The sequence below is a fragment of the Escherichia sp. HH41S genome (assembly GCF_009820115.1).
Lineage (GTDB): Bacteria > Pseudomonadota > Gammaproteobacteria > Enterobacterales > Enterobacteriaceae > Escherichia > Escherichia coli_F.
This window is the reverse complement of the sequence record NZ_VNXE01000033.1, coordinates 24,152-46,489: the sequence shown is the minus strand read 5'-3', so window position 1 is coordinate 46,489 and position 22,338 is coordinate 24,152. Positions and strand designations below refer to the sequence as shown.

18 protein-coding genes are annotated in these 22,338 nt (G+C 52.0%); 5 read left to right on the top strand and 13 right to left on the bottom strand.

Annotation, left to right across the window (positions count from 1 at the left end; genetic code table 11):
* Nucleotides 1-37 precede the first annotated feature (37 nt).
* Nucleotides 38-592 (top strand): YgjV family protein, encoded by a 555-nt coding sequence (locus FQZ95_RS06700; protein ID WP_088541779.1) that lies wholly within the window; start codon nucleotides 38-40, stop codon nucleotides 590-592.
* Between the two features lie 4 nt (nucleotides 593-596).
* Here FQZ95_RS06700 and sstT read toward each other — a convergent pair whose 3' ends face one another.
* From sstT to FQZ95_RS06675, 5 genes are all read right to left on the bottom strand, one after another.
* The gene (gene sstT, locus FQZ95_RS06695) at nucleotides 597-1,841 is read right to left on the bottom strand and encodes a serine/threonine transporter SstT (RefSeq protein ID WP_000211655.1); all 1,245 of its coding nucleotides are present in this window, start codon (nucleotides 1,839-1,841) and stop codon (nucleotides 597-599) included.
* A 469-nt stretch (nucleotides 1,842-2,310) separates the two neighbouring features.
* Nucleotides 2,311-3,276 (bottom strand): TerC family membrane protein Alx, encoded by a 966-nt coding sequence (alx, locus tag FQZ95_RS06690; protein WP_001098830.1) that lies wholly within the window; start codon nucleotides 3,274-3,276, stop codon nucleotides 2,311-2,313.
* A gap of 282 nt (nucleotides 3,277-3,558) precedes the next feature.
* Nucleotides 3,559-4,545: a Gfo/Idh/MocA family protein gene (locus FQZ95_RS06685; RefSeq protein WP_105276825.1), complete on the bottom strand. Its 987-nt coding sequence runs from the start codon at nucleotides 4,543-4,545 to the stop codon at nucleotides 3,559-3,561.
* A gap of 78 nt (nucleotides 4,546-4,623) precedes the next feature.
* Nucleotides 4,624-5,316, bottom strand: coding sequence for a SanA/YdcF family protein (locus tag FQZ95_RS06680; RefSeq protein WP_160530031.1), 693 nt, complete (start codon nucleotides 5,314-5,316; stop codon nucleotides 4,624-4,626).
* 76 nt (nucleotides 5,317-5,392) lie between these two features.
* Nucleotides 5,393-5,896, bottom strand: coding sequence for a M48 metallopeptidase family protein (locus tag FQZ95_RS06675; RefSeq protein WP_001295542.1), 504 nt, complete (start codon nucleotides 5,894-5,896; stop codon nucleotides 5,393-5,395).
* Between the two features lie 84 nt (nucleotides 5,897-5,980).
* Between FQZ95_RS06675 and rlmG the strand changes: the two genes are divergently transcribed.
* The 3 genes from rlmG to higA all read left to right on the top strand — a co-directional run bounded on the left by rlmG (nucleotide 5,981) and on the right by higA (nucleotide 8,129).
* The gene (gene rlmG / locus FQZ95_RS06670; protein WP_032185165.1) at nucleotides 5,981-7,117 is read left to right on the top strand and encodes a 23S rRNA (guanine(1835)-N(2))-methyltransferase RlmG; all 1,137 of its coding nucleotides are present in this window, start codon (nucleotides 5,981-5,983) and stop codon (nucleotides 7,115-7,117) included.
* 284 nt (nucleotides 7,118-7,401) lie between these two features.
* A complete protein-coding gene (higB, locus tag FQZ95_RS06665; RefSeq protein ID WP_000550189.1) occupies nucleotides 7,402-7,716 on the top strand; it encodes a type II toxin-antitoxin system toxin HigB in 315 nt (104 codons plus the stop codon).
* Complete coding sequence (gene higA / locus FQZ95_RS06660; RefSeq protein WP_000560266.1) at nucleotides 7,713-8,129, top strand: type II toxin-antitoxin system antitoxin HigA; 417 nt, start codon at nucleotides 7,713-7,715, stop codon at nucleotides 8,127-8,129. The genes higB and higA overlap by 4 nt, the downstream gene beginning before the upstream one ends.
* Nucleotides 8,130-8,173: 44 nt before the next feature.
* Here the strand turns inward: higA and fadH are convergent, their stop codons facing one another.
* From fadH to ebgR, 7 genes are all read right to left on the bottom strand, one after another.
* Nucleotides 8,174-10,192 (bottom strand): NADPH-dependent 2,4-dienoyl-CoA reductase, encoded by a 2,019-nt coding sequence (gene fadH, locus FQZ95_RS06655; RefSeq protein ID WP_160530030.1) that lies wholly within the window; start codon nucleotides 10,190-10,192, stop codon nucleotides 8,174-8,176.
* 223 nt (nucleotides 10,193-10,415) lie between these two features.
* Entirely contained in the window at nucleotides 10,416-12,767 is a 2,352-nt protein-coding gene (gene ygjK, locus FQZ95_RS06650; RefSeq protein ID WP_160530029.1) for an alpha-glucosidase, read from the bottom strand.
* Nucleotides 12,768-12,782: 15 nt separating this feature from the next.
* Complete coding sequence (gene ygjJ, locus FQZ95_RS06645) at nucleotides 12,783-13,853, bottom strand: protein YgjJ (protein ID WP_160530028.1); 1,071 nt, start codon at nucleotides 13,851-13,853, stop codon at nucleotides 12,783-12,785.
* A 133-nt stretch (nucleotides 13,854-13,986) separates the two neighbouring features.
* Nucleotides 13,987-15,420, bottom strand: coding sequence for an amino acid permease (locus FQZ95_RS06640; RefSeq protein WP_001285446.1), 1,434 nt, complete (start codon nucleotides 15,418-15,420; stop codon nucleotides 13,987-13,989).
* 62 nt (nucleotides 15,421-15,482) lie between these two features.
* Complete coding sequence (locus FQZ95_RS06635) at nucleotides 15,483-15,932, bottom strand: beta-galactosidase subunit beta (RefSeq protein WP_001219950.1); 450 nt, start codon at nucleotides 15,930-15,932, stop codon at nucleotides 15,483-15,485.
* Nucleotides 15,929-19,021, bottom strand: a complete 3,093-nt coding sequence (gene ebgA, locus FQZ95_RS06630) for a beta-galactosidase subunit alpha (RefSeq protein WP_160530027.1) — start codon at nucleotides 19,019-19,021, stop codon at nucleotides 15,929-15,931. Before ebgA ends, FQZ95_RS06635 begins: the two co-directional genes overlap by 4 nt.
* Nucleotides 19,022-19,204: 183 nt before the next feature.
* Entirely contained in the window at nucleotides 19,205-20,188 is a 984-nt protein-coding gene (ebgR, locus tag FQZ95_RS06625) for a transcriptional regulator EbgR (RefSeq protein WP_160530026.1), read from the bottom strand.
* A gap of 219 nt (nucleotides 20,189-20,407) precedes the next feature.
* On the opposite strand from ebgR, the gene FQZ95_RS06620 reads away from it, so the two are divergent.
* Entirely contained in the window at nucleotides 20,408-20,740 is a 333-nt protein-coding gene (locus FQZ95_RS06620; RefSeq protein ID WP_000450598.1) for a tRNA-binding protein, read from the top strand.
* 41 nt (nucleotides 20,741-20,781) lie between these two features.
* On the opposite strand, the gene ygjG is transcribed toward FQZ95_RS06620, so the two are convergent.
* A complete protein-coding gene (ygjG, locus tag FQZ95_RS06615; RefSeq protein WP_202384105.1) occupies nucleotides 20,782-22,161 on the bottom strand; it encodes a putrescine aminotransferase in 1,380 nt (459 codons plus the stop codon).
* Nucleotides 22,162-22,338 lie beyond the last annotated feature (177 nt).

Sequence of the window (22,338 nt, the reverse complement as noted above, 5' to 3'; positions counted from 1 at the left end):
GCGCCGTTTGCTTTTCCATACCTGCTAAGGATTTATCATGACCGCGTATTGGCTGGCCCAGGGCGTGGGTGTCATCGCCTTTCTGATTGGTATCACAACATTTTTCAATCGTGACGAACGTCGCTTCAAAAAGCAGCTTTCGGTCTATAGCGCCGTTATTGGCGTACATTTTTTTCTTCTGGGCACCTATCCCGCTGGTGCCAGTGCCATCCTTAATGCCATTCGTACATTGATTACCTTACGCACGCGCAGCTTATGGGTAATGGCGATTTTTATTGTGCTGACTGGCGGAATTGGCCTCGCGAAGTTCCATCATCCTGTCGAACTATTGCCGGTTATCGGCACGATTGTCAGTACCTGGGCGCTATTCCGCTGTAAAGGGCTGACCATGCGCTGCGTAATGTGGTTTTCAACGTGTTGCTGGGTGATTCACAACTTCTGGGCGGGGTCGATAGGCGGCACGATGATTGAGGGGAGTTTTCTGCTCATGAATGGCCTGAATATCATTCGTTTCTGGCGGATGCAGAAAAGGGGAGTTGATCCGTTTAAAGTAGAGAAAACAACCCCTTCCGCAGTAGACGAAAGGGGTTAAACAATTAATTACGCAGGGCGCTATTTGCCAGACGATCGTCTTCTGCCTGGCAAGCTGCCGCAGTGAACAGCACGTCAGTTGAAGAGTTCAGCGCGGTTTCGCAAGAGTCCTGCAATACGCCGATGATAAAGCCGACGGCAACCACCTGCATGGCGATATCGTTCGAAATACCGAACATATTACAGGCCAGTGGGATCAGCAGCAGAGAACCCCCCGCTACGCCGGATGCGCCACAGGCACACAGAGAAGCCACTACGCTCAACAGCAGCGCTGTGGGCAGATCGACCGGAATACCCAGCGTATTAACCGCAGCCAGCGTCAACACGGTAATGGTGATTGCTGCGCCCGCCATATTGATCGTTGCACCTAGCGGAATAGAAACGGAATAGGTATCACGATCCAGATTCAGCTTTTCACACAGCGCCATATTCACCGGAATGTTCGCCGCAGAGCTGCGGGTGAAGAAGGCGTACACGCCGCTTTCGCGCAGGCACAGCAGCACCAGCGGGAACGGGTTACGACGAATTTTCCACCACACCAGCAATGGGTTAACCACCAGCGCCACCAGTAACATACAGCCAACCAGCACGACCAGCAGTTGCGCGTAGCCCCACAGTGTGGAGAAACCGGTGGTAGCCAGGGTAGAAGAAACCAACCCAAAAATACCGATCGGTGCGAAGCGAATGACCAGTTTCACCATAAAGGTGACGGCATTCGACATATCGTTGACCAGGTTTTTGGTGGTCTCGTTACCGTGACGCAGTGCGAAACCGAGGCCAATTGCCCACACCAGAATCCCGATGTAGTTACCTTTCAGCAGCGCGTCGATGGGGTTGGAAACCATGCTCATTACCAGCCCGCGCATCACTTCGACAATGCCTGACGGCGGCGAAATATCACCCGCGCTACTGGACAAGTGCAGGGTAGAAGGGAAGGCAAAGCTGAAGACTACCGCGGCCAGAGCAGCAGAGAAGGTGCCCAGCAGATAGAGGAACAGAATAGGGCGAATGTTGGTTTTCTGCCCGTGCTGGTGGTTAGCAATAGATGCCATTACCAGCATCAGCACCAGAATCGGCGCTACAGCTTTCAGGGCACCAACGAACAAAGTACCTAACAGACCGACAGCTTCAGCCGCCGGTTTTGAGATCCATGCCAGAAGAATCCCCAGAACAAGGCCGACCAGGATTTGTTTTACCAGGCTGCCATGAGCCAGACGCCGGAATAGCCCCGGTGAACGTTGCGTAGTCATTTTTCGATCCTTTCATTGTGTTGTCGCACATCCCTGGTGCGTTCTGTCGACGCATCTTTCAGGATGTAACAAAGTGTTTGCAAGGTCGAGTATAAGGAAAGTTACAGCTTCGGGAAGCGAAAAATGCTGGATTTTAAAGAGAGGTCATATTTTGCAACTTAATGGTTACATTTGTTTGACATAAACAGAGGGAAGGACTGGCTACTAAGGCTGATTAGATAACATATGGGCAAAACTATTTGGCATATGAGAACTGTTGCGCTCCTGTGATGTACGATGCCACATAAAGTCACTGGCGCAGGGAGCGGCCAATCGCCGCTGCCCCGGCCTCCAGGGAACGCTTCGGTGATTTTGACGCCACTAACACCCAAGCGATCTTTTTGTAAAGAGCTATAAGTCGGTTACATACTTAATCGCTCATCTTTGTCTGGAATGAGTTATCACCCGTAGTGGCTTAATATACAGCGAATTATCCCACCCGCTGCTTATCATGCCGATAATTCACCCAGGCGTTGATAATAAACGTCATCACCAGAATACCAAACACCACGCCCAGCGAAACGGCGATCGGAATATGGTAGAAATCGACAATCAGCATCTTGATACCGATAAACACCAGAATCACCGCCAGACCATATTTGAGCATCGAGAAACGTTCTGCTACGCCCGCCAGCAGGAAATACATCGCACGCAGGCCGAGGATCGCAAACAGGTTTGAGGTCAGCACAATAAACGGATCGGTGGTCACGGCGAAGATAGCCGGAATGCTATCCACGGCGAAAATCACGTCGCTCAACTCCACCAGAATCAGTACCAGCATCAGCGGCGTGGCATACAACAAACCATTCTTACGCACAAAGAAATGCTCGTTGTCGATGGTGTCGGTCATGCGCAAATGACCGCGCAGCCAGCGCACCAGCGGCTTGTCACCAATACCTGATTCATCTTCATGAGCCAGCGCCATCTTCACGCCAGTAAACAGCAGGAAGGCACCGAAGATATACAGGATCCAGTCGAACTGCGAAATCAGCCAGCTGCCAGTGAAGATCATGATGGTACGCAGAACAATCGCCCCGAGTACGCCATACACGAGCACGCGGCGTTGTAATGCCGCCGGAACAGAGAAATAGCTGAACAACATCAGCCAGACGAAGACGTTATCGACCGCCAGTGATTTCTCAATCAGATAACCCGTGAGGAAGGCCAATGCCTGAGGGTCCGCGACTTCGCGCCCCTGTGTCTGCGCCAGATACCACCAGAAAGCGGCATTAAACAATAACGACAGTGTCACCCAGACCAGCGACCAGGCCGCAGCCTGTTTCATGGTCATGGCATGTGCCCCGCGACGCCCCTGCAACAACAGGTCGATAGCCAGCATAATGACGACAACAACAGCGAATCCGCCCCATAGCAACGGCGTGCCGACAGTATTCATAGAAGTTCCTTACACATAAAAAAACGGCCAACGTCGGAAGACGTCAGCCGCTGCTTTTTATGCATAGACCTCGCCTTCCGGCAAGGTCTCACTTACAACAAAAAAGGAATACGTCTGCGTATTCCTTTCGGGTTGCCCGGTGACCGGATGTGGTTTTTCACACATCGTAATGACGATCGACCGGCAATGAAGTTACTCCCCTTTGCAGGTAACAAAGTATGACAGACCATTCGGTCAGTCAATGGTCTGTTACATCCCTTTTACACTGTTTTACTTTGGCTATTATAGTTTTACGCTATCTGCCGGAAAAATCACCCCGGTCTGGCGGCGGATCTCGGTCAGCAGCCTGGCGGTGATACGACTGACCGCCAGCCCTGGATGATCTACCAGATGTTCATCCACCAGGGTAGCGAACAGCTCTGCTTCGTACAGCATGGTATTAATATGCTGCGGTTGGGTAAGATCCTGCATCTGGCTGCCGCGCGGCACATAGCAAACTTTCTGGCATTCAGACAGTTTTTCAATCACCAGCGATCCCGCTTCGCCCTGAATCTCACTTGCCAGCACAGAATCACTGACCTTTGAGTGCTGCAAGGTAACGCTGAAATCACCGTAATCCATCACCACCACGCCGTGGGCATCCACACCACTTGCCAGCAAACTGGCGGTTGCCTGCACGCTTTTCGGTTCACCAAATAACGCCACCGCCGACGCCAGACAGTAAAAGCCGATATCCATAATTGAACCGTTGGAGAATGCCGGATTGAAGGTGTTGGGATTCTCGCCGTCCAGATAACGTTGATATCGCGAGGAATATTGGCAATAGTTGAAAAAGACTTTACGCAATTTGCCAACTTTCGGCAGTACCTGGCGTAACAAATGGAAATTCGGCAGGCTGGCGGTTTTAAATGCCTCAAACAGCACCACCTGATTTTCCCGCGCACAGGCAATGGCGGCATCCACTTCCGCCAGATTCGACGCCAGCGGTTTCTCGCAAATCACATGAATTTTATGGCTAAGGAAAAGTCGTGTCTGGGGAAAATGCAGGGCATTCGGGCTGGCAATATACACCGCGTCAATAGCATCACTTTCTGCCATCGCTTCCAGCGATGTAAACAGATGCTCGACAGAAAAATCATTGGCGAAGTGCTGGGCCTGTTCAAGGCTGCGGGAATAGACAGCGGTTAACTTGTATTTACCGCTCTCATGGGCGGCCTCGACGAACTGGCGGGTGATCCAGTTCGTGCCAATCACAGCGAAACGTATCATAACGCGTGGATACTCCATAAAGGGATTCTGCCGTCAATGTAGCACGCCTTTTTCATCTTCGACGTGCGCAGATACGCATTATTCTTTCGCCGGACAGCCATGCTCGCTAAACGGCCCAATCATGACCGACGGCCCGAGATATTTCGGCTGTCGATGGAGGATTTTCGCGTCAATCACTGCGCTGACGCGAGCGAGTTTCTCCCGCAGCTGAGTATAAAAACCATGTTTCATATTCAGGTCTGGTGCGTTAAACCCGATGGCATCGATGCCGTACTGTTTTGCCAGCCAGATGGCGCGTTGGTTATGAAATTCTTGCGAAATAATAGTGATATGGCTTTCACCAAACACCTTTTTGGCACGCACCACCGAATCAAGCGTTGAGAATCCGGCATAGTCGCAGAAGATGACTTTTGCGGGTACGCCTTTAGCGATCAAAGCCTGCTGCATGCCTGAGGCTTCATCGTAATTTTTACGTCCGTTATCGCCGCTCACTAGTAGCCATTTCACTTTTCCGGCGTGGTACAACTCTGCTGCGGTATCAATACGTCGGGTAAAGTAGCGATTACCCGGCCTCGCCCCCAGCAATAAACCCACGTTACGTGTTGGAACGGCGTTAACATCGCTCCAGGTCAGCTGCTTGCTGGCGTTGACCATTGCGCGATCGGCGATAAAAATTGTCGCTGCTGCCACAAGTAACAGTAAGCAGGCAATCTTTAGAGTCCGGCGAGAAAAACAAACGCGGCGAAAAAGGCGGGCAAAGGCGCGCAGCATGGTCGTTATCCTTAACGAAAGGGGGGAGGTCGATTTTAGGCGCTAAAGGAGGAAAAGATAACGCCTGAAATTATTTTCAGATTTTGTCCTGCCCAAGCGACAACTGCGTTAGCCACAGCCGGGTGTCGAACTCAAGCTGGTGGTACTGCGGTTCCATATGACAGCACAACTGGTAAAACGCTTTGTTGTGCTCTTTCTCCTTCAGGTGCGCCAACTCGTGCACCACGATCATGCGCAAAAACGGTTCCGGCGCGTTGCGAAACACGGTAGCGACGCGGATCTCTGCTTTTGCTTTCAGCTTGCCGCCCTGCACACGCGAAACAGCGGTATGTAACCCGAGCGCGTTTTTCAGCACATGGATCTTGTTGTCATACATCACTTTATTGATCGGCGGGGCATTGCGCAGAAACTGATTCTTCAGATCCTGAGTATATTGCCAGAGGGCTTTATCGGTGGCGTAGTCGTGCGTTCCTGGATAGCGTTTTGCCAGCACATCGCCCAGACGCTGTTCATTAATCAGCGTGCGCACCTGGGAAAGCAACTGTTCGGGATAACCCTGAAGATAAGTAAGATTGCTCATAACCGCCCACGAAAAAGAGAAAAAGGGTATACTCACGCACCCTTTTCAGGGGCAACGTCGAAATTTTATCATTCAGGAGGGCCGATGAGCCACTTAGACAACGGTTTCCGTTCACTGACACTACAACGTTTTCCGGCGACGGATGACGTTAACCCGCTACAGGCGTGGGAAGCGGCAGATGAATATTTGCTGCAACAGTTGGACGACACAGAAATCCGCGGCCCGGTGTTAATCCTGAATGATGCCTTTGGGGCGTTAAGTTGTGCGCTGGCGGAACATAAGCCGTACAGTATTGGCGACTCATACATCAGCGAACTGGCGACGCGCGAGAATTTACGCCTCAACGGGATTGATGAATCGAGCGTGAAGTTTCTCGACAGCACCGCTGACTACCCGCAACAGCCGGGCGTGGTACTGATCAAAGTGCCGAAAACACTGGCATTGCTGGAACAGCAACTGCGCGCATTGCGCAAAGTAGTCACGCCGGATACACGTATTATTGCCGGTGCTAAAGCCCGTGACATTCACACCTCCACGCTGGAACTGTTCGAAAAAGTGCTCGGCCCGACCACCACCACGCTGGCATGGAAGAAAGCGCGCCTGATTAACTGCACTTTCAACGAGCCGCCGCTGGTTGATGCACCGCAAACCGTTAGCTGGAAGCTGGAGGGTACTGACTGGACTATCCACAACCATGCGAATGTCTTCTCACGCACCGGGCTTGATATTGGCGCGCGCTTCTTTATGCAGCATCTGCCAGAGAATCTCGAGGGTGAGGTTGTCGATCTCGGTTGTGGTAACGGCGTTATTGGCCTGAAGCTGCTTGATAAAAACCCGCAGGCGAAAGTGGTGTTTGTCGATGAATCACCGATGGCGGTTGCTTCCAGCCGTTTGAATGTTGAAACCAACATGCCAGAGGCGTTGGATCGCTGCGAGTTTATGATCAACAACGCGCTCTCCGGCGTGGAGCCGTTCCGCTTTAATGCTGTGCTCTGCAACCCGCCGTTTCACCAGCAACATGCACTGACCGATAACGTTGCCTGGGAAATGTTCCACCACGCGCGCCGCTGCCTGAAAATCAACGGCGAGCTGTATATCGTTGCCAACCGTCACCTGGATTACTTCCATAAACTGAAGAAAATTTTTGGCAACTGCACCACCATTGCCACCAATAATAAATTTGTGGTGCTGAAAGCGGTGAAGCTGGGGCGTCGTCGGTAAGATTGACAGCTACCTGCCGGATGCGGCGTAAACGCCTTATCCGGCATACGTTCAGCACATTACCCCCAGGTCGGATAAGACGCGGCAAGCGTCGCATCCGGCAATGTCTGCCCAGTTCTGGAATCGCGCTTCCATAAAACAAAAAATCCCTGTCACCATCCTCTACATTCTCTTGTTTAGCGTTTTTCTACGTTTATTCTTCCGTCACACAGATAAATTCATCCGTTGCCAATCTGTCAACGGATGTTATCATATTGCCAATTTGTCAACGGACGTGATGAAGAATGCACCTGATAACTCAAAAAGCATTGAAAGATGCTGCGGAAAAATACCCGCAACATAAAACGGAGTTGGTGGCTCTGGGGAACACGATTGCTAAGGGATATTTCAAAAAACCTGAGTCATTAAAAGCAGTATTCCCTTCTCTGGATAACTTCAAATATCTGGATAAGCATTATGTTTTCAATGTCGGGGGCAATGAATTACGTGTTGTAGCAATGGTCTTTTTTGAATCGCAAAAGTGCTACATACGTGAAGTTATGACGCATAAAGAATACGATTTCTTTACCGCCGTTCATCGTACTAAGGGGAAAAAATGATTGCGATTGCCGACATCTTGCAAGCAGGAGAAAAGCTAACTGCTGTGGCACCTTTTCTGGCGGGTATTCAGAACGAGGAACAATACACCCAGGCGCTGGAACTGGTAGATCATCTGCTGCTCAACGATCCTGAAAACCCCTTGCTGGATCTGGTGTGTGCCAAAATAACCGCGTGGGAAGAATCAGCGCCCGAATTTGCTGAATTTAATGCCATGGCTCAAGCCATGCCTGGCGGTATAGCTGTGATTCGTACCCTTATGGATCAATATGGTTTAACCCTTTCCGATCTGCCGGAAATTGGCAGTAAATCGATGGTGTCACGCGTTTTGAGCGGGAAGAGGAAATTAACGCTGGAACACGCTAAAAAACTGGCAACGCGATTCGGCATTTCTCCCGCCTTGTTTATTGATTAACGCGACGTGCCGGATGCGTCGCATCCGGCGCTTCAAACAACGATTTAAATCTCCAGCGCCAGCCGTGTTCCCTGCGCGATCGCCCGTCGTGCGTCCAGCTCCATAGCCACATCGCAGCCGCCAATTAAATGCACGGTTTTCCCGCTATCAATGAGCGGTTGCGCCAGCGTGCGGTTTGGCTCCTGCCCCGCGCAGATCACCACATGATCTACCGCCAAAATTTGCGGTTCGCCGTTGATCACCACATGCAGCCCGTCATCGTCGATCTTCTGGTAACTTACGCCTGGGATCATTTTCACGCCGCGCGCGAGCAGGGTGGTGCGATGGATCCAGCCCGTAGTTTTGCCCAACCCTTGCCCTGGTTTGCTGGCTTTGCGTTGAAGCATCACAATCTGTCGCGGGCTACGGGGGATCTGCATTCCCTGCGGGCTTAACCCACCACCCTGTTGCAGGCTACTGTCGATTCCCCACTCATTACAAAACTCGGTGATATTCTGGCTGGTGGACTCCCCTGGCTGACTCAAATACATCGCTGTATCAAAGCCAATCCCACCACAACCGACGATGGCGACGTTGTTGCCCACCGGCGCTTTGTCGCGCAGTACGTCGAGATAACTCAACACCTTCGGATGATCGATCCCGTCGATGGGCGGAATGCGCGGTACGATCCCACTGGCGAGGATCGTTTCATCGAACGCCTTTAACTGATCTGCGGTCACGGTGTGATTAAGTTTCAGTGTCACGCCAGTCACTTCGATCATCCGGCGGTAGTAGCGCAATGTTTCGTAAAACTCCTCTTTGCCGGGGATCTGTTTGGCGATATTAAACTGCCCGCCGATCTCGCTATGTGCATCAAACAACGTTACCTGATGACCACGCGCCGCCGCATTGATGGCAAACGCCAGCCCCGCCGGACCTGCGCCGACCACCGCCAGATTTTTTTTCTGCACGGCGGGAAGGATCGGCATTTTGGTTTCGTGGCAGGCGCGAGGATTCACCAGGCACGAGGTGACTTTGCCGACAAAGATCTGATCGAGACAGGCCTGATTGCAGCCAATGCAGGTGTTGATCTCATCGGCTCGCCCCGATTGCGCTTTTGACAGCAGCTCCGCATCAGCAAGAAACGGTCGCGCCATCGATACCATATCGGCATCACCGCGCGAGAGAATATCGTCGGCAACCTGCGGATCGTTAATCCGGTTGGTGGTCACCAGCGGCAATGAGACGTGACCTTTCAGTTTGCGTGTGACCCAGCTAAATGCGCCGCGCGGCACTGGCGTGGCGATGGTCGGAATCCGCGCTTCATGCCAGCCTATTCCAGTGTTGATAATGGTTGCGCCCGCCGCTTCAATGGCCTGCGCCAGTTCTACCGTTTCGGTTAAAGTCCCGCCGCCTTCTACCAGGTCGAGCATCGACAGCCGATAGATAATAATGAAGTCGTTGCCGACGCGCTCGCGCACCGCACGCACTACTTCGACGGCAAACCGCATCCGGTTGCGGTAATCGCCGCCCCACTGGTCGCTACGCTGGTTGGTGCGCAGAGTCAGAAACTCGTTGATCAAATACCCTTCAGAGCCCATCACTTCGACGCCATCGTATCCGGCCTCCCGCGCCAGTTGCGCGCAGCGGGCGAAATCGTCGATCAGTCGCAGGATCTCTTCATGGGTGAGTTCATGAGGAACGAAACGGTTGATGGGGGCCTGCAACGCGGAGGGCGCTACCAGATGCGGTTGGTAGCTGTAGCGTCCGGTATGCAAAATTTGCAGGGCGATTTTGCCGCCTTCCTGATGTACCGCTTCGGTAATGGTGCGATGGTGCGGGATCTGGCTGACGTCATTGAGCATTGCACCGCCTTCCATGCCAACGCCTGTTAAATCAGGTGCAATACCGCCGCTAACGATCAGCGCCACGCCGTGACGGGCGCGTTCAGCATAAAACGCCGCCAGCCGCTCGGCACCGTCCGGGTATTCCTCCAGCCCGGTGTGCATTGAACCCATCAACACGCGGTTTTTTAACGTGGTAAAACCTAAATCAAGCGGGGCAAACAGCGACAGGTAGCTCATAAATTATCCAGTATGTAAAATAATTGTTATGTGGTCGGATGAGTTCTAATTTAGCCGTCGCCGGGGAAAAGGGAAAAGGGGAATGCGGGGTTTGTGATGGGAATCAAAAAGAATACGCTGGTGGTAATGCCGGATGCGACGCTTGCCGCGTCTTATCCGGCCTGGGGGAACGTACATGTAGGGCGGATAAGGTGTTTACGCCACATCCGCCAGCCGTTGCAAATTACTGCTTACGGAAAAAATCGTTATACAACATATACAAATGTGCGGCACTCCAGGAGAAATTTGGAGCCCCTTGCTGCGCGCCAGTCAGAGGGTTGTAATTCTCCTGAATCGGACCGTCGGCGGTTAATCCTTTGGCATGCTGGAAGAACGTATCCGCCAGTTTCAGGGCATCATCGCGATAACCGTAACGCTCCATTCCTTTCAGACCAAACCAGAACTGATCTACCCATACGCGCCCGCGCCAGTAGATATCCGCGCCAAAAGCCGGGTTGGTTAACGCCGCCGTTCCCAGCGGTACAAAGGTGTTGAACTCTTTGGTGTCCAGCATCACCTTCACCACCGCGTCGGCATTGGCCTGCGTTGCCGCACCGTTAAACAGCGGCGACCAGCCTTCAGGCCCTTTACCGCGCTCAACAATCGGTTTGCCCGCACAGCCGTTCGCCAGCGGTTTATCTTCAATGCGCACGTCATAGTAGAACTGCGTGGTCGGGTCGAACATACAGGTATTGATGTAGTCCGCGAGCTGCTGCGCCAACTGGCGATAGCGTTTGGCCTCTGCCGGCTTACCGAGGATAGTTGCCATCTCTGCCAAATAATGGTTATCGCTGTACATATAGCTGGCCTGATCCACCGACTCCTGCAATAGCGAGTAGCCCAGCAACGTTCCGTCCTGGCTGCGGTTCTCGGCGAATTTCACCGTCCAGTCGCTACGTTTGCCGCCGTTAGCGACATATTTATCCAGCTGTTCCTTGTCGATAAACCCAAAGACGGCGGCGTCATCACGGCCCGATTCCCACGACGCAGCAACTTGTGCCGGAATTTCCAGACTGTCGTACTGGCCTTTCTCCACCACGCGGGCGTAGTTGTTCAGCCCAGACAGCGTCTCTTCTTTATCGCCTTTTTTCACCGTAAACAGCATCTCGCCGCTCTTGGTGTTATGGGCTTTATCGCGGGTCGCGCCATATTCCGGCACGCCGTTGCCGTTATGATCGCGGTTACGTAACCACCAGTCGTGATAGGCCACCAGTTTCGGGTACATCTCTGCCAGCCAGGTTTTATCCTGGGTGACGTTGTACACTTCCATCACCGACCAGGCGGCAAGGCTGGGCTTGGTATTGCGTTCGTTCCAGTTGCCGCCATCGCCGCCACGCTCGGGGCTAAGGTTCCACGCAATCAGGTCGGGGACAAATCCCACATCCTGTGGACGCACGGTGTCGCCAGGTTGGATCTGCCAGGAGAAGACCGCGCGGATATTCTCTTTGGCGATCTCCGGATTGAAATGCGCCATCGCAAACGCCTGTTTCCAGGTATCCCACGGCCAGGTCTGATTGCCGGAGAACCAGCGCCCGGTCACCGACGGTGTGACGGTATTAAATTTCACCGCCCCGCCCGGTGAGCGCCAGTTACCGTTGAGTGTTTCGATGGCTTTCACCGCGACGCGCGTCTGTTCCGGCGTCGCATCCGGATTGGTTAACCCTTTCTTCAGGTACTCTTCCCAGCGTTGCTGCGAGGCGGTGAGATAAAACGCCGGACGCGCCAGAATATCGCGGATCTGCATTTGCTCTTTGCTAACTTCCTGAGCGGTCAGCAGGTGGGAGTAGGTGGTATAGAGCGTCGTCGACCCGTTGATATGCGCCTTACTGGTAAAGTGATTACCGTTGATTTCAGTCTGCACTGGCAGGGATTTATGCACCTGATATTCTGATTCGCCAGAGGTCAGCAGATCCCAGGTGGCACGCACTTTGCCAAAGGTGACTTTCAGGCCATCACGGGTGGCGCTGATTTTGCGCTGATAATCAGGGTACTCGCCAGCAATGGTTTTATCGGAAATCGGTTTCCCTTCTTTCGCTTCCAGTTTTTCCAGTAGTTCGCCGTCCCACACCAGATCCAGCGGTTTATTGCTGGTGATTTTGGTTTCCAGTAGTGACGTGCGCGGCGTGGCGAAGCGCAGAGTCATTTCAACCTGCACATCTTTTGCTGTCAGTTTTTGCACCAGCGCGCCGGGAATACTGTATGCCTCCAGCGTGAAGTCGACTTTCTTGCCGTCCTGCCAGACGGTCAGGCGGTCGAAATTGCTGGCCATAAAGTTGATGTATTCTTCCGTCAGCAGCGCAACGCCTGGAAAACCGCCCATGGTGTTCGGGCCGTCTGGCAACAGATGACCATGCCAGGCTCCGAGATCGAAAAACGGATTAAAACGCTGGTGATCGTCGTAATCGTAATCCTTCATGTACTGCGGTGCGCCGATACGGTTAATCACGTTTTTGTAATTGTCGGCATTAGCGGCATGGGCGGAAAAACTCATCAGTAGAGCGCAGGCTACTGGCGTTAAAATAGTTTTGATTTTCATGAGATTATTGTCCTTTTACCAGTAGAAATATTGCATCAGGAAGAGTTGGTCGCTGGGATCGTTAGAGGCATTTTTCATGTAGAAGCGGCTATCAAAAGCCGTTGCGAAACGTCCGCCGCCGTATTCGTACCAGATACCAAACTGCATGAAAGAGGTGGTTTCATCGTCAGCGTGGTCAGGGCGATGTTTGGCGTACGTGTAAGCGGTAGAGAGATAAATCCCCTTGAACGCTTCATACATGGCGCTCACCATCATCCCACTTTCACTTCCCGGTACGTCCAGTCCGTCGGCGCGTCCGGTATGGTGCCAGGCGCGAGCGGCAAAGTTAGGGGTAAGCAGGCCAGTGAGATAGAGTTGTCCGGTACCGTCGGTGATTTCCAGACCGTTCATCCAGGTGATGCCTTCGGCAAGATCATACTGGATGTAACCGTTCATCATTGCCGGATAAGTGTATTTGTCGTCGTAGCGATCGTATTTGCCAAAATGTAGCCAGGCTTTGCTTTCGTCATGATGTCCGGCTGGTGTGGCGGTGACGCTATAACGAAAGTTGCCGGTTAAGTTCTGTACCTTCAGCGCAGTCATAATGTCGCGGGTATTGGGAATGACGTAGCCCAGATCGGGGGTGAAGTCGCCCCACCATTGCAGATCATCCAGCGAGGAATCCTGACGCAGACTGAGCATGATTTCGGTGCCATCATTGGTACGATAACCGCCATAGAAACGGTTAATCCCACCTTCGAAACCGCCCCAGCTATGGTCAGGCACCCAGGCATTACCGTCGTGGTCGGCCTGCACGGTCCAGCCTTCGCCGTAAATCAGGCCGAACCAGGAGCCGTACTTCATCTCCAGGCCACCCTCTATATAGGTGCCATCGCTGTATTTATGTTTATTCTCACCCTCTAAATCCATATATCCACCAACCCCTAATTCGCCGTAAAAACGAAATGAAGGAGAAGATGTCGAGGTAATTGCGGGTGTTTTTGTGTCGTCATGTTCTGCCGGACGTGCTTCTTCAGCAGCCGCAGAAAAGGCGTAGCAAAACGGCAGAGCAAGTAATGCTCTGCATGGTGCAGTGATTAATTTCATTGTGTTAATCCATGAGCTAAAGAAAAAGTACAGCCTTTTATCGTTGTAATTATAAAAATATAAAGGCAGAAACTATTTTCCCTCTCCCCATCCAGGAAGAGGGAAAATGCCTGCTCATTTTTTATTATTCTGCTTAATCAACATTACTGGCTGGCGTCGCTTCAATATGGCGCTCTTCAGCCGTTAATCCCTTTATATATTTACTGTATTTCCACCACGCAAAGCCGAGGAAGATAACAATACCGCCGACGTTATAAAAAATGATGGTCAGAATATTCGCGCCAGTCGGGAATGTCGAAGCGACAAACCCTACGGCAAATATCGCAATCAGCATTGAAACAACGATAATACCGGTACGACGGGAGCCCATGCGGAAATCGCGTGGCAGGTGATCTAATTTGGCGCGTAAATTCAGGTAAGCCAGCATGATGAATAACGGTGGAAGCATGGATGCTGCGGCGGTCATATTAATAATGGTATTCATCAGATCTTGCACGGTATTGGAACCGAGCATCGGGATAATCATCAGCGGGATGACGATCAGGAACTGGATCCACGCTGCGCGCGCCGGAACGCCGTTTTCGTTCAGTTCGACGGTTTTCTTACCAAAGATGCCTTCCGGGATTTCGGAGAAGAAAATTTTTACCGGCGTAGCGGTCCACATCAGCAGGGAGCCGAACATCGCGGTAAAGGACACCAGACCGACAAAGCGATTCATCAACGCTTCCGGCAGACCAAAATACGCCGCCATGCCATGGAATACCTGCACCGATCCGCCGGTAAACTTCAACTCTTTGCTGCTGACGAAGACGTTAATCAGCACCGAGGAGACGGAATATAGTACACCGATAAAAATCCCGGCGAGAATGATCACTTTAACAAACGATTTTGAACCGCCTTTGACGTCGTTAACGTACACCGCGACAGATTCCGCGCCACCTGCGGCCATAAAGATCCAGGTAGTAACGCCGAGGAACGCCCAGTTAAAGTTCGGGATCATCGCGTCAACGGTGATCGGATCGGCAGGCTGTACGCCGCCAACCAGCGCCGTGCCTGCCAGTAAAATGTAGGAGAGCGTTAACAGCAGCATCAGCGTTGAAGTGACGGAGGTGATTGGCCCCAGCATTTTCGCCCCGTTGGTGGAAACCCAGGTGGAGAAGGCGAACAGCACCATACTGATAATGGTGGTGGCAACCGGTGTCATAATATATTCGTAGCCGAGGAAAGCATACGAGGCGTAAGCAATAACGCGCGGCAATAATGAGGTGAAAAAGAACAGGTTTACGAACCAGTAGGTATAGGCAGTAATAAATGCCCAACGTCCGCCCAGCGAACTTTTTACCCACGCGTAGACACCGGCTTCCGAGTTTTTATTTAACGAAACAAATTCTGCGATGATCAGACAGAAGGGAATAAAATAAAAAATCGTCGCGAGGAAAAACATTGGTGCTGAGGCCAGTCCAAGCTCAATATTATTATTGATAACGTTGTTAAAGCTGTAAACGGCGGCAAAAGTCAGCGAGAGCAAGCCGAATTTGCCGATTGTATTACGTTTGGTATCAGACATAACACATCTCCGAAAATGAGTAGGGTAGCGGTGGCGGCAAACTCCTTATGCCGCCGTAATTGTTATTTGTTATGGAAATAACCATCTTCGATGGTGACTTTGAGAACCACTTTTTTGACCGCGTTATTACAGATAAATCGATACGCTTCATGGATATCACAAATAACGATTTGCCCTTCGTGGACCTCAACGGCTTCTCCGCAGCCTTTTAGATATTCACGGTCAGTTTCATCACGATAATATTCCACTACCTGTAATGTCTCTTTCGGCGCATATTCAATTTTTTGTTGTCCTTGCAGGTAGTAATGTACTTCAAAATAGCGTCGATGCCCGGTAAATAGCGCATCGGTCGCGGAGTCTGTCTCCACGCGGTAAGTCAATGAGTCACCGATGGAGTGGGCGACGCCAGGCTGAATGTTGTCGATATTTTCAATCGCTTCAACGCAGCGTTGCCACTTTTTGCCAGAGGCGTAAATCTGGCGGAACTGTTCTAAGTTATCGATGATCCTCATTGCTTATTCTCGCTGTGCAAATTCGTGGAAAAGAACCCTGCGCCGAACTCATACGACGCCAGGCTTTGCGCGGTAGCTTCCCCGCCAGAAACTGGCAGCAACGTAAAGCCGTAGCTGAAGTCACGGAACCTGACGCGCCAGGTGTCCAGCACTTCGCTGCCCCAGGAGTTAGAGCCGAGGCCAAGCAGTTGGTGGTCAAGATTCAGGGTGATGTCATCACTGCGCTGCAGTTCGTTACAGTGCTGGGCAGCGTGGATGTTTTCCTGGGTGTAGTGCCAGGCGCTGAAGTTAATGGGGCGCTGCGGAACCACCAGCAGACCGTTGCCGTGGCGATTAGTGAGTGCCGTCCAGCGGACATGCTGACGGTTGCCGTTGTTCTGCGGGAAGGGATAGTTCTCGAACATGGCATCGACGGTACTGCGCCAGATATCAATGATGTTAGCCTGCTGGCTGTCGGCGTAGTTTTCGCCCGGTCCACGTCCGTAATATGCTACCTGGTCGTATTCGCCGTTAATCCCCATGGTGAAACCGATGCACGGAATGATGTGCGGATAGTCGCCGTATCGTTCGCCGGAAAGCGCCACATTAACCTGACCATCGGCAGCGATGCGCCAGATGTAGGTACAGCGCATCCCGAAGTCAAACACCGGTGGGGCAATAACCGTGCGGCTGATGATCAACACTTCATCATCACTTTGCTCAACGGCAAAGTCGCGCAGATGTTCCTGCATAATCTGCAAATGGTTCGGTTGCCACAGTCCTTCGTACTCCTGCTTGTGGTTGTCGATCATTGGCTTGAAGAAGTTGATCTTTGGCTCGCGGGTCAGCAGCGACTCGCCATTCACCTGCCAGGATGTCGGTTTGCCACTCATTTTTGAGAAGGTGATCGCGAAGTTGTAGCCGCGAATGGTGCAGCCCAAGCGATCGTCTTCCAGCGTCAGCGGACGAGCATTATTTGGCGCGAAAGATACAGGCTGCGCGGTGTTTTCCTTCAGCGGGAACTGATAAGTGGCGATAGAATGCCCGGCTTCGCTGTAGCGGGTGCGGGAATCTTTGGTCACCGTAATGTTGAGGAACGCTTCGCGGGCGTCCAGCTGTGGCAGCGTGATCTGCAAGGGGGCTTCGCTGTTCGGCGCAACGTCGTGCAGTTTAATCTGCTGCGTCGCGAGCGTTTCACCTTCGGCGCGCACCTCTGCGTGCAGGGTGTAGTCATCAAGCGTGGTAAACCACAGTTTATTTTCGACTTTCAGCTCGCCGCGAGTCAGATCCAGCGCGTGGATTTTTACCGGCGCGATAACCTGTTTGTACTCTTTCAGTCCCGGCCCCGGCGTCTGATCGGAATAGATCAAACCATCAAGACAGAAGTTATAGTTGTTGGGATAGTCGCCGTAGTCACCGCCGAATTTATACCAGACATTGCCGTTGTCATCCTGCGCCTGGATCCCGTGGTCGCACCATTCCCAAACATAATGTCCCTGAATGCAATCGTGCTTATAGAATACGTTTTGGTACTCCGTCAGCCCGCCCGGACCGTTCCCCATCGCATGGGCGTATTCACAGATGATGCGCGGCTTCGGATGCGGATATTCACCAAACTCATTCATCAGCGGCACGCGGGTGTACATGGTGGAAATAATATCGACCACTTCAGCATCGCGATCTTCTTCGTAGTGCACCAGTCGCGTGTTATCCAGCGCTTTCGCTGCGTGGTACATCGCGCGGATGTTACAGCCATAGCCGGATTCGTTGCCCAGCGACCAGATGATGATCGACGGATGGTTTTTCTGTGCATGAATATGGCGAACGATGCGCTCGACGTAGACTTTTTCCCACTGCGGATCGTCGGTAATACGGCTGATATCGCCGACGTTAGCAAAGCCGTGCGATTCGACATCGGTTTCCGCCATCACAAACAGGCCGTAGATATCACACAGTTCGTAAAAACGCGGATCGTTGGGGTAGTGAGCGGTACGCACAGAGTTGATGTTGTGCTGTTTCATCAACTGGAGATCTTTCTCGACGCGATCCATTCCAACGGCGCGGCCTTTGCGATGATCGTTGTCGTGACGGTTGACGCCGTGCAGCATCACATAACGGTTATTGATCCAGAACAGACCGTCGCGCACTTTGATATCACGGAAGCCAACGCGTTGTGGCACCACTTCCAGAACGTTGCCGTCGGCGTCTTTCAGCGTCATGACCAGATGGTAAAGATAAGGGGATTCTGCTGACCATTGCTGCGGCTGTTCGACAGTAAAAGCAAAGCTGGCGCTGGTCAGTTTTTCAATTGCCAAATGATTGATGGCGCTGCTGTGTACCACGCGTTCGCCATCAAACAGGGTATATTCCAGCGTTGTTATGACAGGGGAGGCGGCGAGATTTTCCAGCACTACTTCACAGGAAAGCGTGGCATCGCAATAGGCTTCGTCAAAGTCAGTGCGCACGGTGAAATCGTTAATATGCGTGAGTTGTTTTCCGACCAGATAAACATCGCGGAAAATCCCTGCCGACCACCACATATCCTGGTCCTCCACGTAGGTGGAGTCCGCCCACTGCATCACGCGCACACACAACAGGTTGTCGCCGGTTTTTACCATTGCGCTGATGTCAAACTCTGCGGTCAGGCGGCTGCCCTTGCTGAAACCCACATACTGACCGTTAACGTAGACTTCAAAATAGGTTTCGACGCCGTCAAATTTAATCAGCGTCTGTTTACTCTGCCAGCCGTCACTGAGGGTGAAAATACGTTGATAGGCACCGGTTGGGTTATCGCTGGGAACAAACGGCACATCAATAGGGAACGGAAAACCTTCGTCGGTATATTGCAGTTTGCCGTGGCCTTCCATTTGCCACATGGCGGGGACGGTAATATGCCCCCAGTCAGCCATTAACTCAGAGGTGAAGGCTTCTGGCACTTGCAGCGGATGGTCAAAAAAGTGGAAATTCCACTGACCACTTAAGGGCAGAAACAGGCTGCTGGTTTCGCGGGCAAAGGTACGCGCTTGCGCAACAGAATCATATGAAAAAAAGTACGCACGCGGCGCAAGTCGGTTTTCGTGGGTGAGCTGAATGTTTTCCCAGCGATTCATAGGGCCTCCCGGTAGAGAGAAATCGGAACCATTCATGGTGATGGTAGTTTGTGTAATTGCTGGGGAGTTTAGTAAAATTTTTACTAAAATGTAGCGAGTAAATGCATTTACTTTAACTGGATCACGAAAATAAACGGCAGCACTGTCCGGCAAAAACGATTGCCGGACAGTGTGTAAGGGGATTTAACGGGTCGTGCCGCGCAGTTTTAATTTGCTGGGAACGAAGACTAACAGCGGCAGCGCGCGACCATCCCGGACTTTTTCATACACCAGGTTAACGCCCTGGCTTCCCATCATCTCGGAATGGATGCGCACGGTGGAGAGCGGCGGAAAGGTAAATCGTGCGGTGGGGATATCGTTAACGCTGATAAGCGAAATATCCTGTGGGATGTTCAGGCCACGTTCATGAATTGCCCGCAGTACGCCGATAGCAATGGAATCGGAAGCAACAAACAGTGCCTTCGGATAGTCTTCCTGCGCCAGCATCTGTTTTGCCAGTTCATAGCCCGACGAACTGGAAAAACCGCCGCGCCAGATATCCTCTTCGCGTACCACTTGTTTCAGTCGGCCATATTCCGCAAAGGCGACCTCACGAATATCCGCCTTGCCAGGCTCATCTTCACCGCCAATAAAACCAATACGATTAACGCCCTGGTTGATATAGAAGTCGATGATTTCTTTACTGATGCGAGCCAGATCGATATCCACCGCATCGTAACCGCTGCCGGGTTCGTGAAAGTCGATAAAACAGATATTGTCAGTCAGTGCGCAGGCGGCGGCGCGCAGGGCTGGCGTGGGTTTGCCGACAATCAAAATACCGGTGACGTTTTTAATGTCTGGCAAACCGTTGTGTTCATAACAGTTGGTCAGTTCGATCGCCAGTTTTTCGCACTGGGTTTCAATGCCGTGGCGGATCGCCAGATAGTAAGGATCGTTGATTTCCAGCTCTTGTTGGTAGCTGTAGATAGCCAAAATATGGTGCTGGTTGACTGCGCCTGTCTGTAGTTTACGGGCGCTACTGGTCTTGTACTCCAGCTTTTCGGCGATCTCGAGAATGCGATGTTTCGTCTCTTCTTTCACATTCAATGTCGGATCGTCATTTAAGACCCTGGATACTGTCGCCAGGGATACGCCAGCTTCGATTGCGATGTCTTTTAGTGTTGCCATGTTTACCTTTTTTACTTTCCCTGATGTGCGCCCCCATTGTAGAGGAAGTGCTTATCGGGTCACCTGTTTTCAGTAAATAAAGCGCGGTTCTTTGACGCTGTAACGGTAACACAGCGGCTTACGAATGTGATCATGCCTGCATTCTCCATTTTTAGCCTACAGGATTGAGAAAATTTTTTTGCTATAGTTTAGTAAAATTTTACTTGAAGGGGGATAACAATGGAAACCGTGGCTTATACCGATTTCGCGCGTCTGGAAATGCGCGTTGGAAAGATTGTGGAAGTTAAACGCCATGAAAACGCCGACAAGCTGTACATCGTACAGGTTGATGTGGGGGAAAAAACGCTGCAAACCGTGACCAGCCTGGTGCCGTACTACAGCGAAGAAGAGCTGATGGGAAAAACGGTGGTGGTCTTATGCAATCTGCAAAAAGCGAAAATGCGCGGTGAAACGTCGGAATGCATGCTGTTGTGTGCGGAAACCGATGATGGCAGTGAAAGCGTGCTGTTAACGCCGGAGCGGATGATGCCTGCGGGCGTACGTATCGTATAAAACAATCGGATGGCGACGTCGTATCGCCATCCGATTTGATATTACGCTTCTTCGACACTTACTCGCATGGCCGCCAGCGCCTTACGCGCCGCTTTGATCACCAGTTCGCACTGTTCAATGGTCAGTGTCAGTGGCGGTTCAATGCGGATCGTTTTGGCGTTATTGAGCGTTCCGGCCACCAGGACGCGCTGGCGGAACATCTCGCTGGCAAAGTTATAGCCGATTTCGTTATCAACAAACTCAATCGCCATCAACATCCCTTTACCACGCGCTTCCTGTACCAGATCGGGATATTCCCGTGCCAGTTGACGGAAACCGTCCAGCAACATATCGCCTTTTTGCTCAGCCTGAGCCGGTAAGTTCTGCTCCAGCAACACATTGATGGTCGCCAGCGCCGCCGCACAGGCCAGCGGGTTGCCGCCAAAGGTGGTGGTATGCAGGAACGGGTTGTCGAACAGAACTGAGAACACCTCTTCAGTGGCGATGGTCGCGCCAATCGGCATCACGCCGCCGCCGAGGGCTTTTGCCAGACACAGAATGTCCGGCTGTACGTTCTCATGCTCGCAGGCGAACATTTTGCCCGTGCGCCCCATGCCCGTTTGTACTTCATCGAGGATCATCAGTGCGCCGAACTCATCGCACAGCTTGCGCACGGCGGTGAGATAGCCCGGCGGCGGCAGAATTACGCCACCTTCGCCCTGAATCGGCTCAAGGATCACTGCAGCAACATCATCACCGGTTTTTTTACACTCGCTAAGGGTCGTGCGCATGGCTTCGATATTGCCAAACGGTACATGACGGAAGCCCGGCAGTAACGGCATAAACGGTTTGCGGAAGGTCGATTTCGCCGTGGCCGACAGCGCGCCAAGCGATTTACCGTGGAACGCGCCGCTGGTGGCAATAAAAGTAAACTTGCCGCGCGGCGACTGATAAGCCTTCGCCAGCTTCAGCGCTGCTTCAACGGACTCGGTGCCGCTATTACAGAAGAAGCTGTATTTCAGTTTACCTGGCGTTAGCGCAGCAAGGGTTTTCGCCAGCATCGCCCGTAACGGATCGAGCAGCTCCTGGCTGTGCAACGGTTGTTTCGCAAGTTGATTCTGTACGGCGGAAACCACAATTGGATTACGGTGCCCCACGTTGAAAATTCCAAAACCTCCAAGGCAGTCGATAAACTCCTGTCCCTGGGTGTCGACAAGCGTATTTAAACCTCCCGCTTGCCACTCTACGGCTCCGTAATCCCCGCCGGCGGTAACAGATTTGCGATACTCTAAAAACCCCGGATTGACATGCTCTTTGAAGTATTCAATGACCTCTCGGTTAAGTGCTTTCATCTCCTCATGATCCAGCGTTCGCTTCTCAATGAGATTCAGGGCGTGGGCGCTGCACGCTAAAGCCGATGCGCTCGAAGGTAACCTGTTCAAAATATGCTCCGGAGGCTCGCGTATCACATGATACCGATTTAAGTATTGCAGGGATTGCGCCACTCCGGCTGCAATCGCGAAAATCGGGATAAACACAAATGTGGTTATCATTTACGCAATATTTAATGCTATTTGTTAACATTTGCTGTTATTTTGCACGGTCTATATTGGGTATGA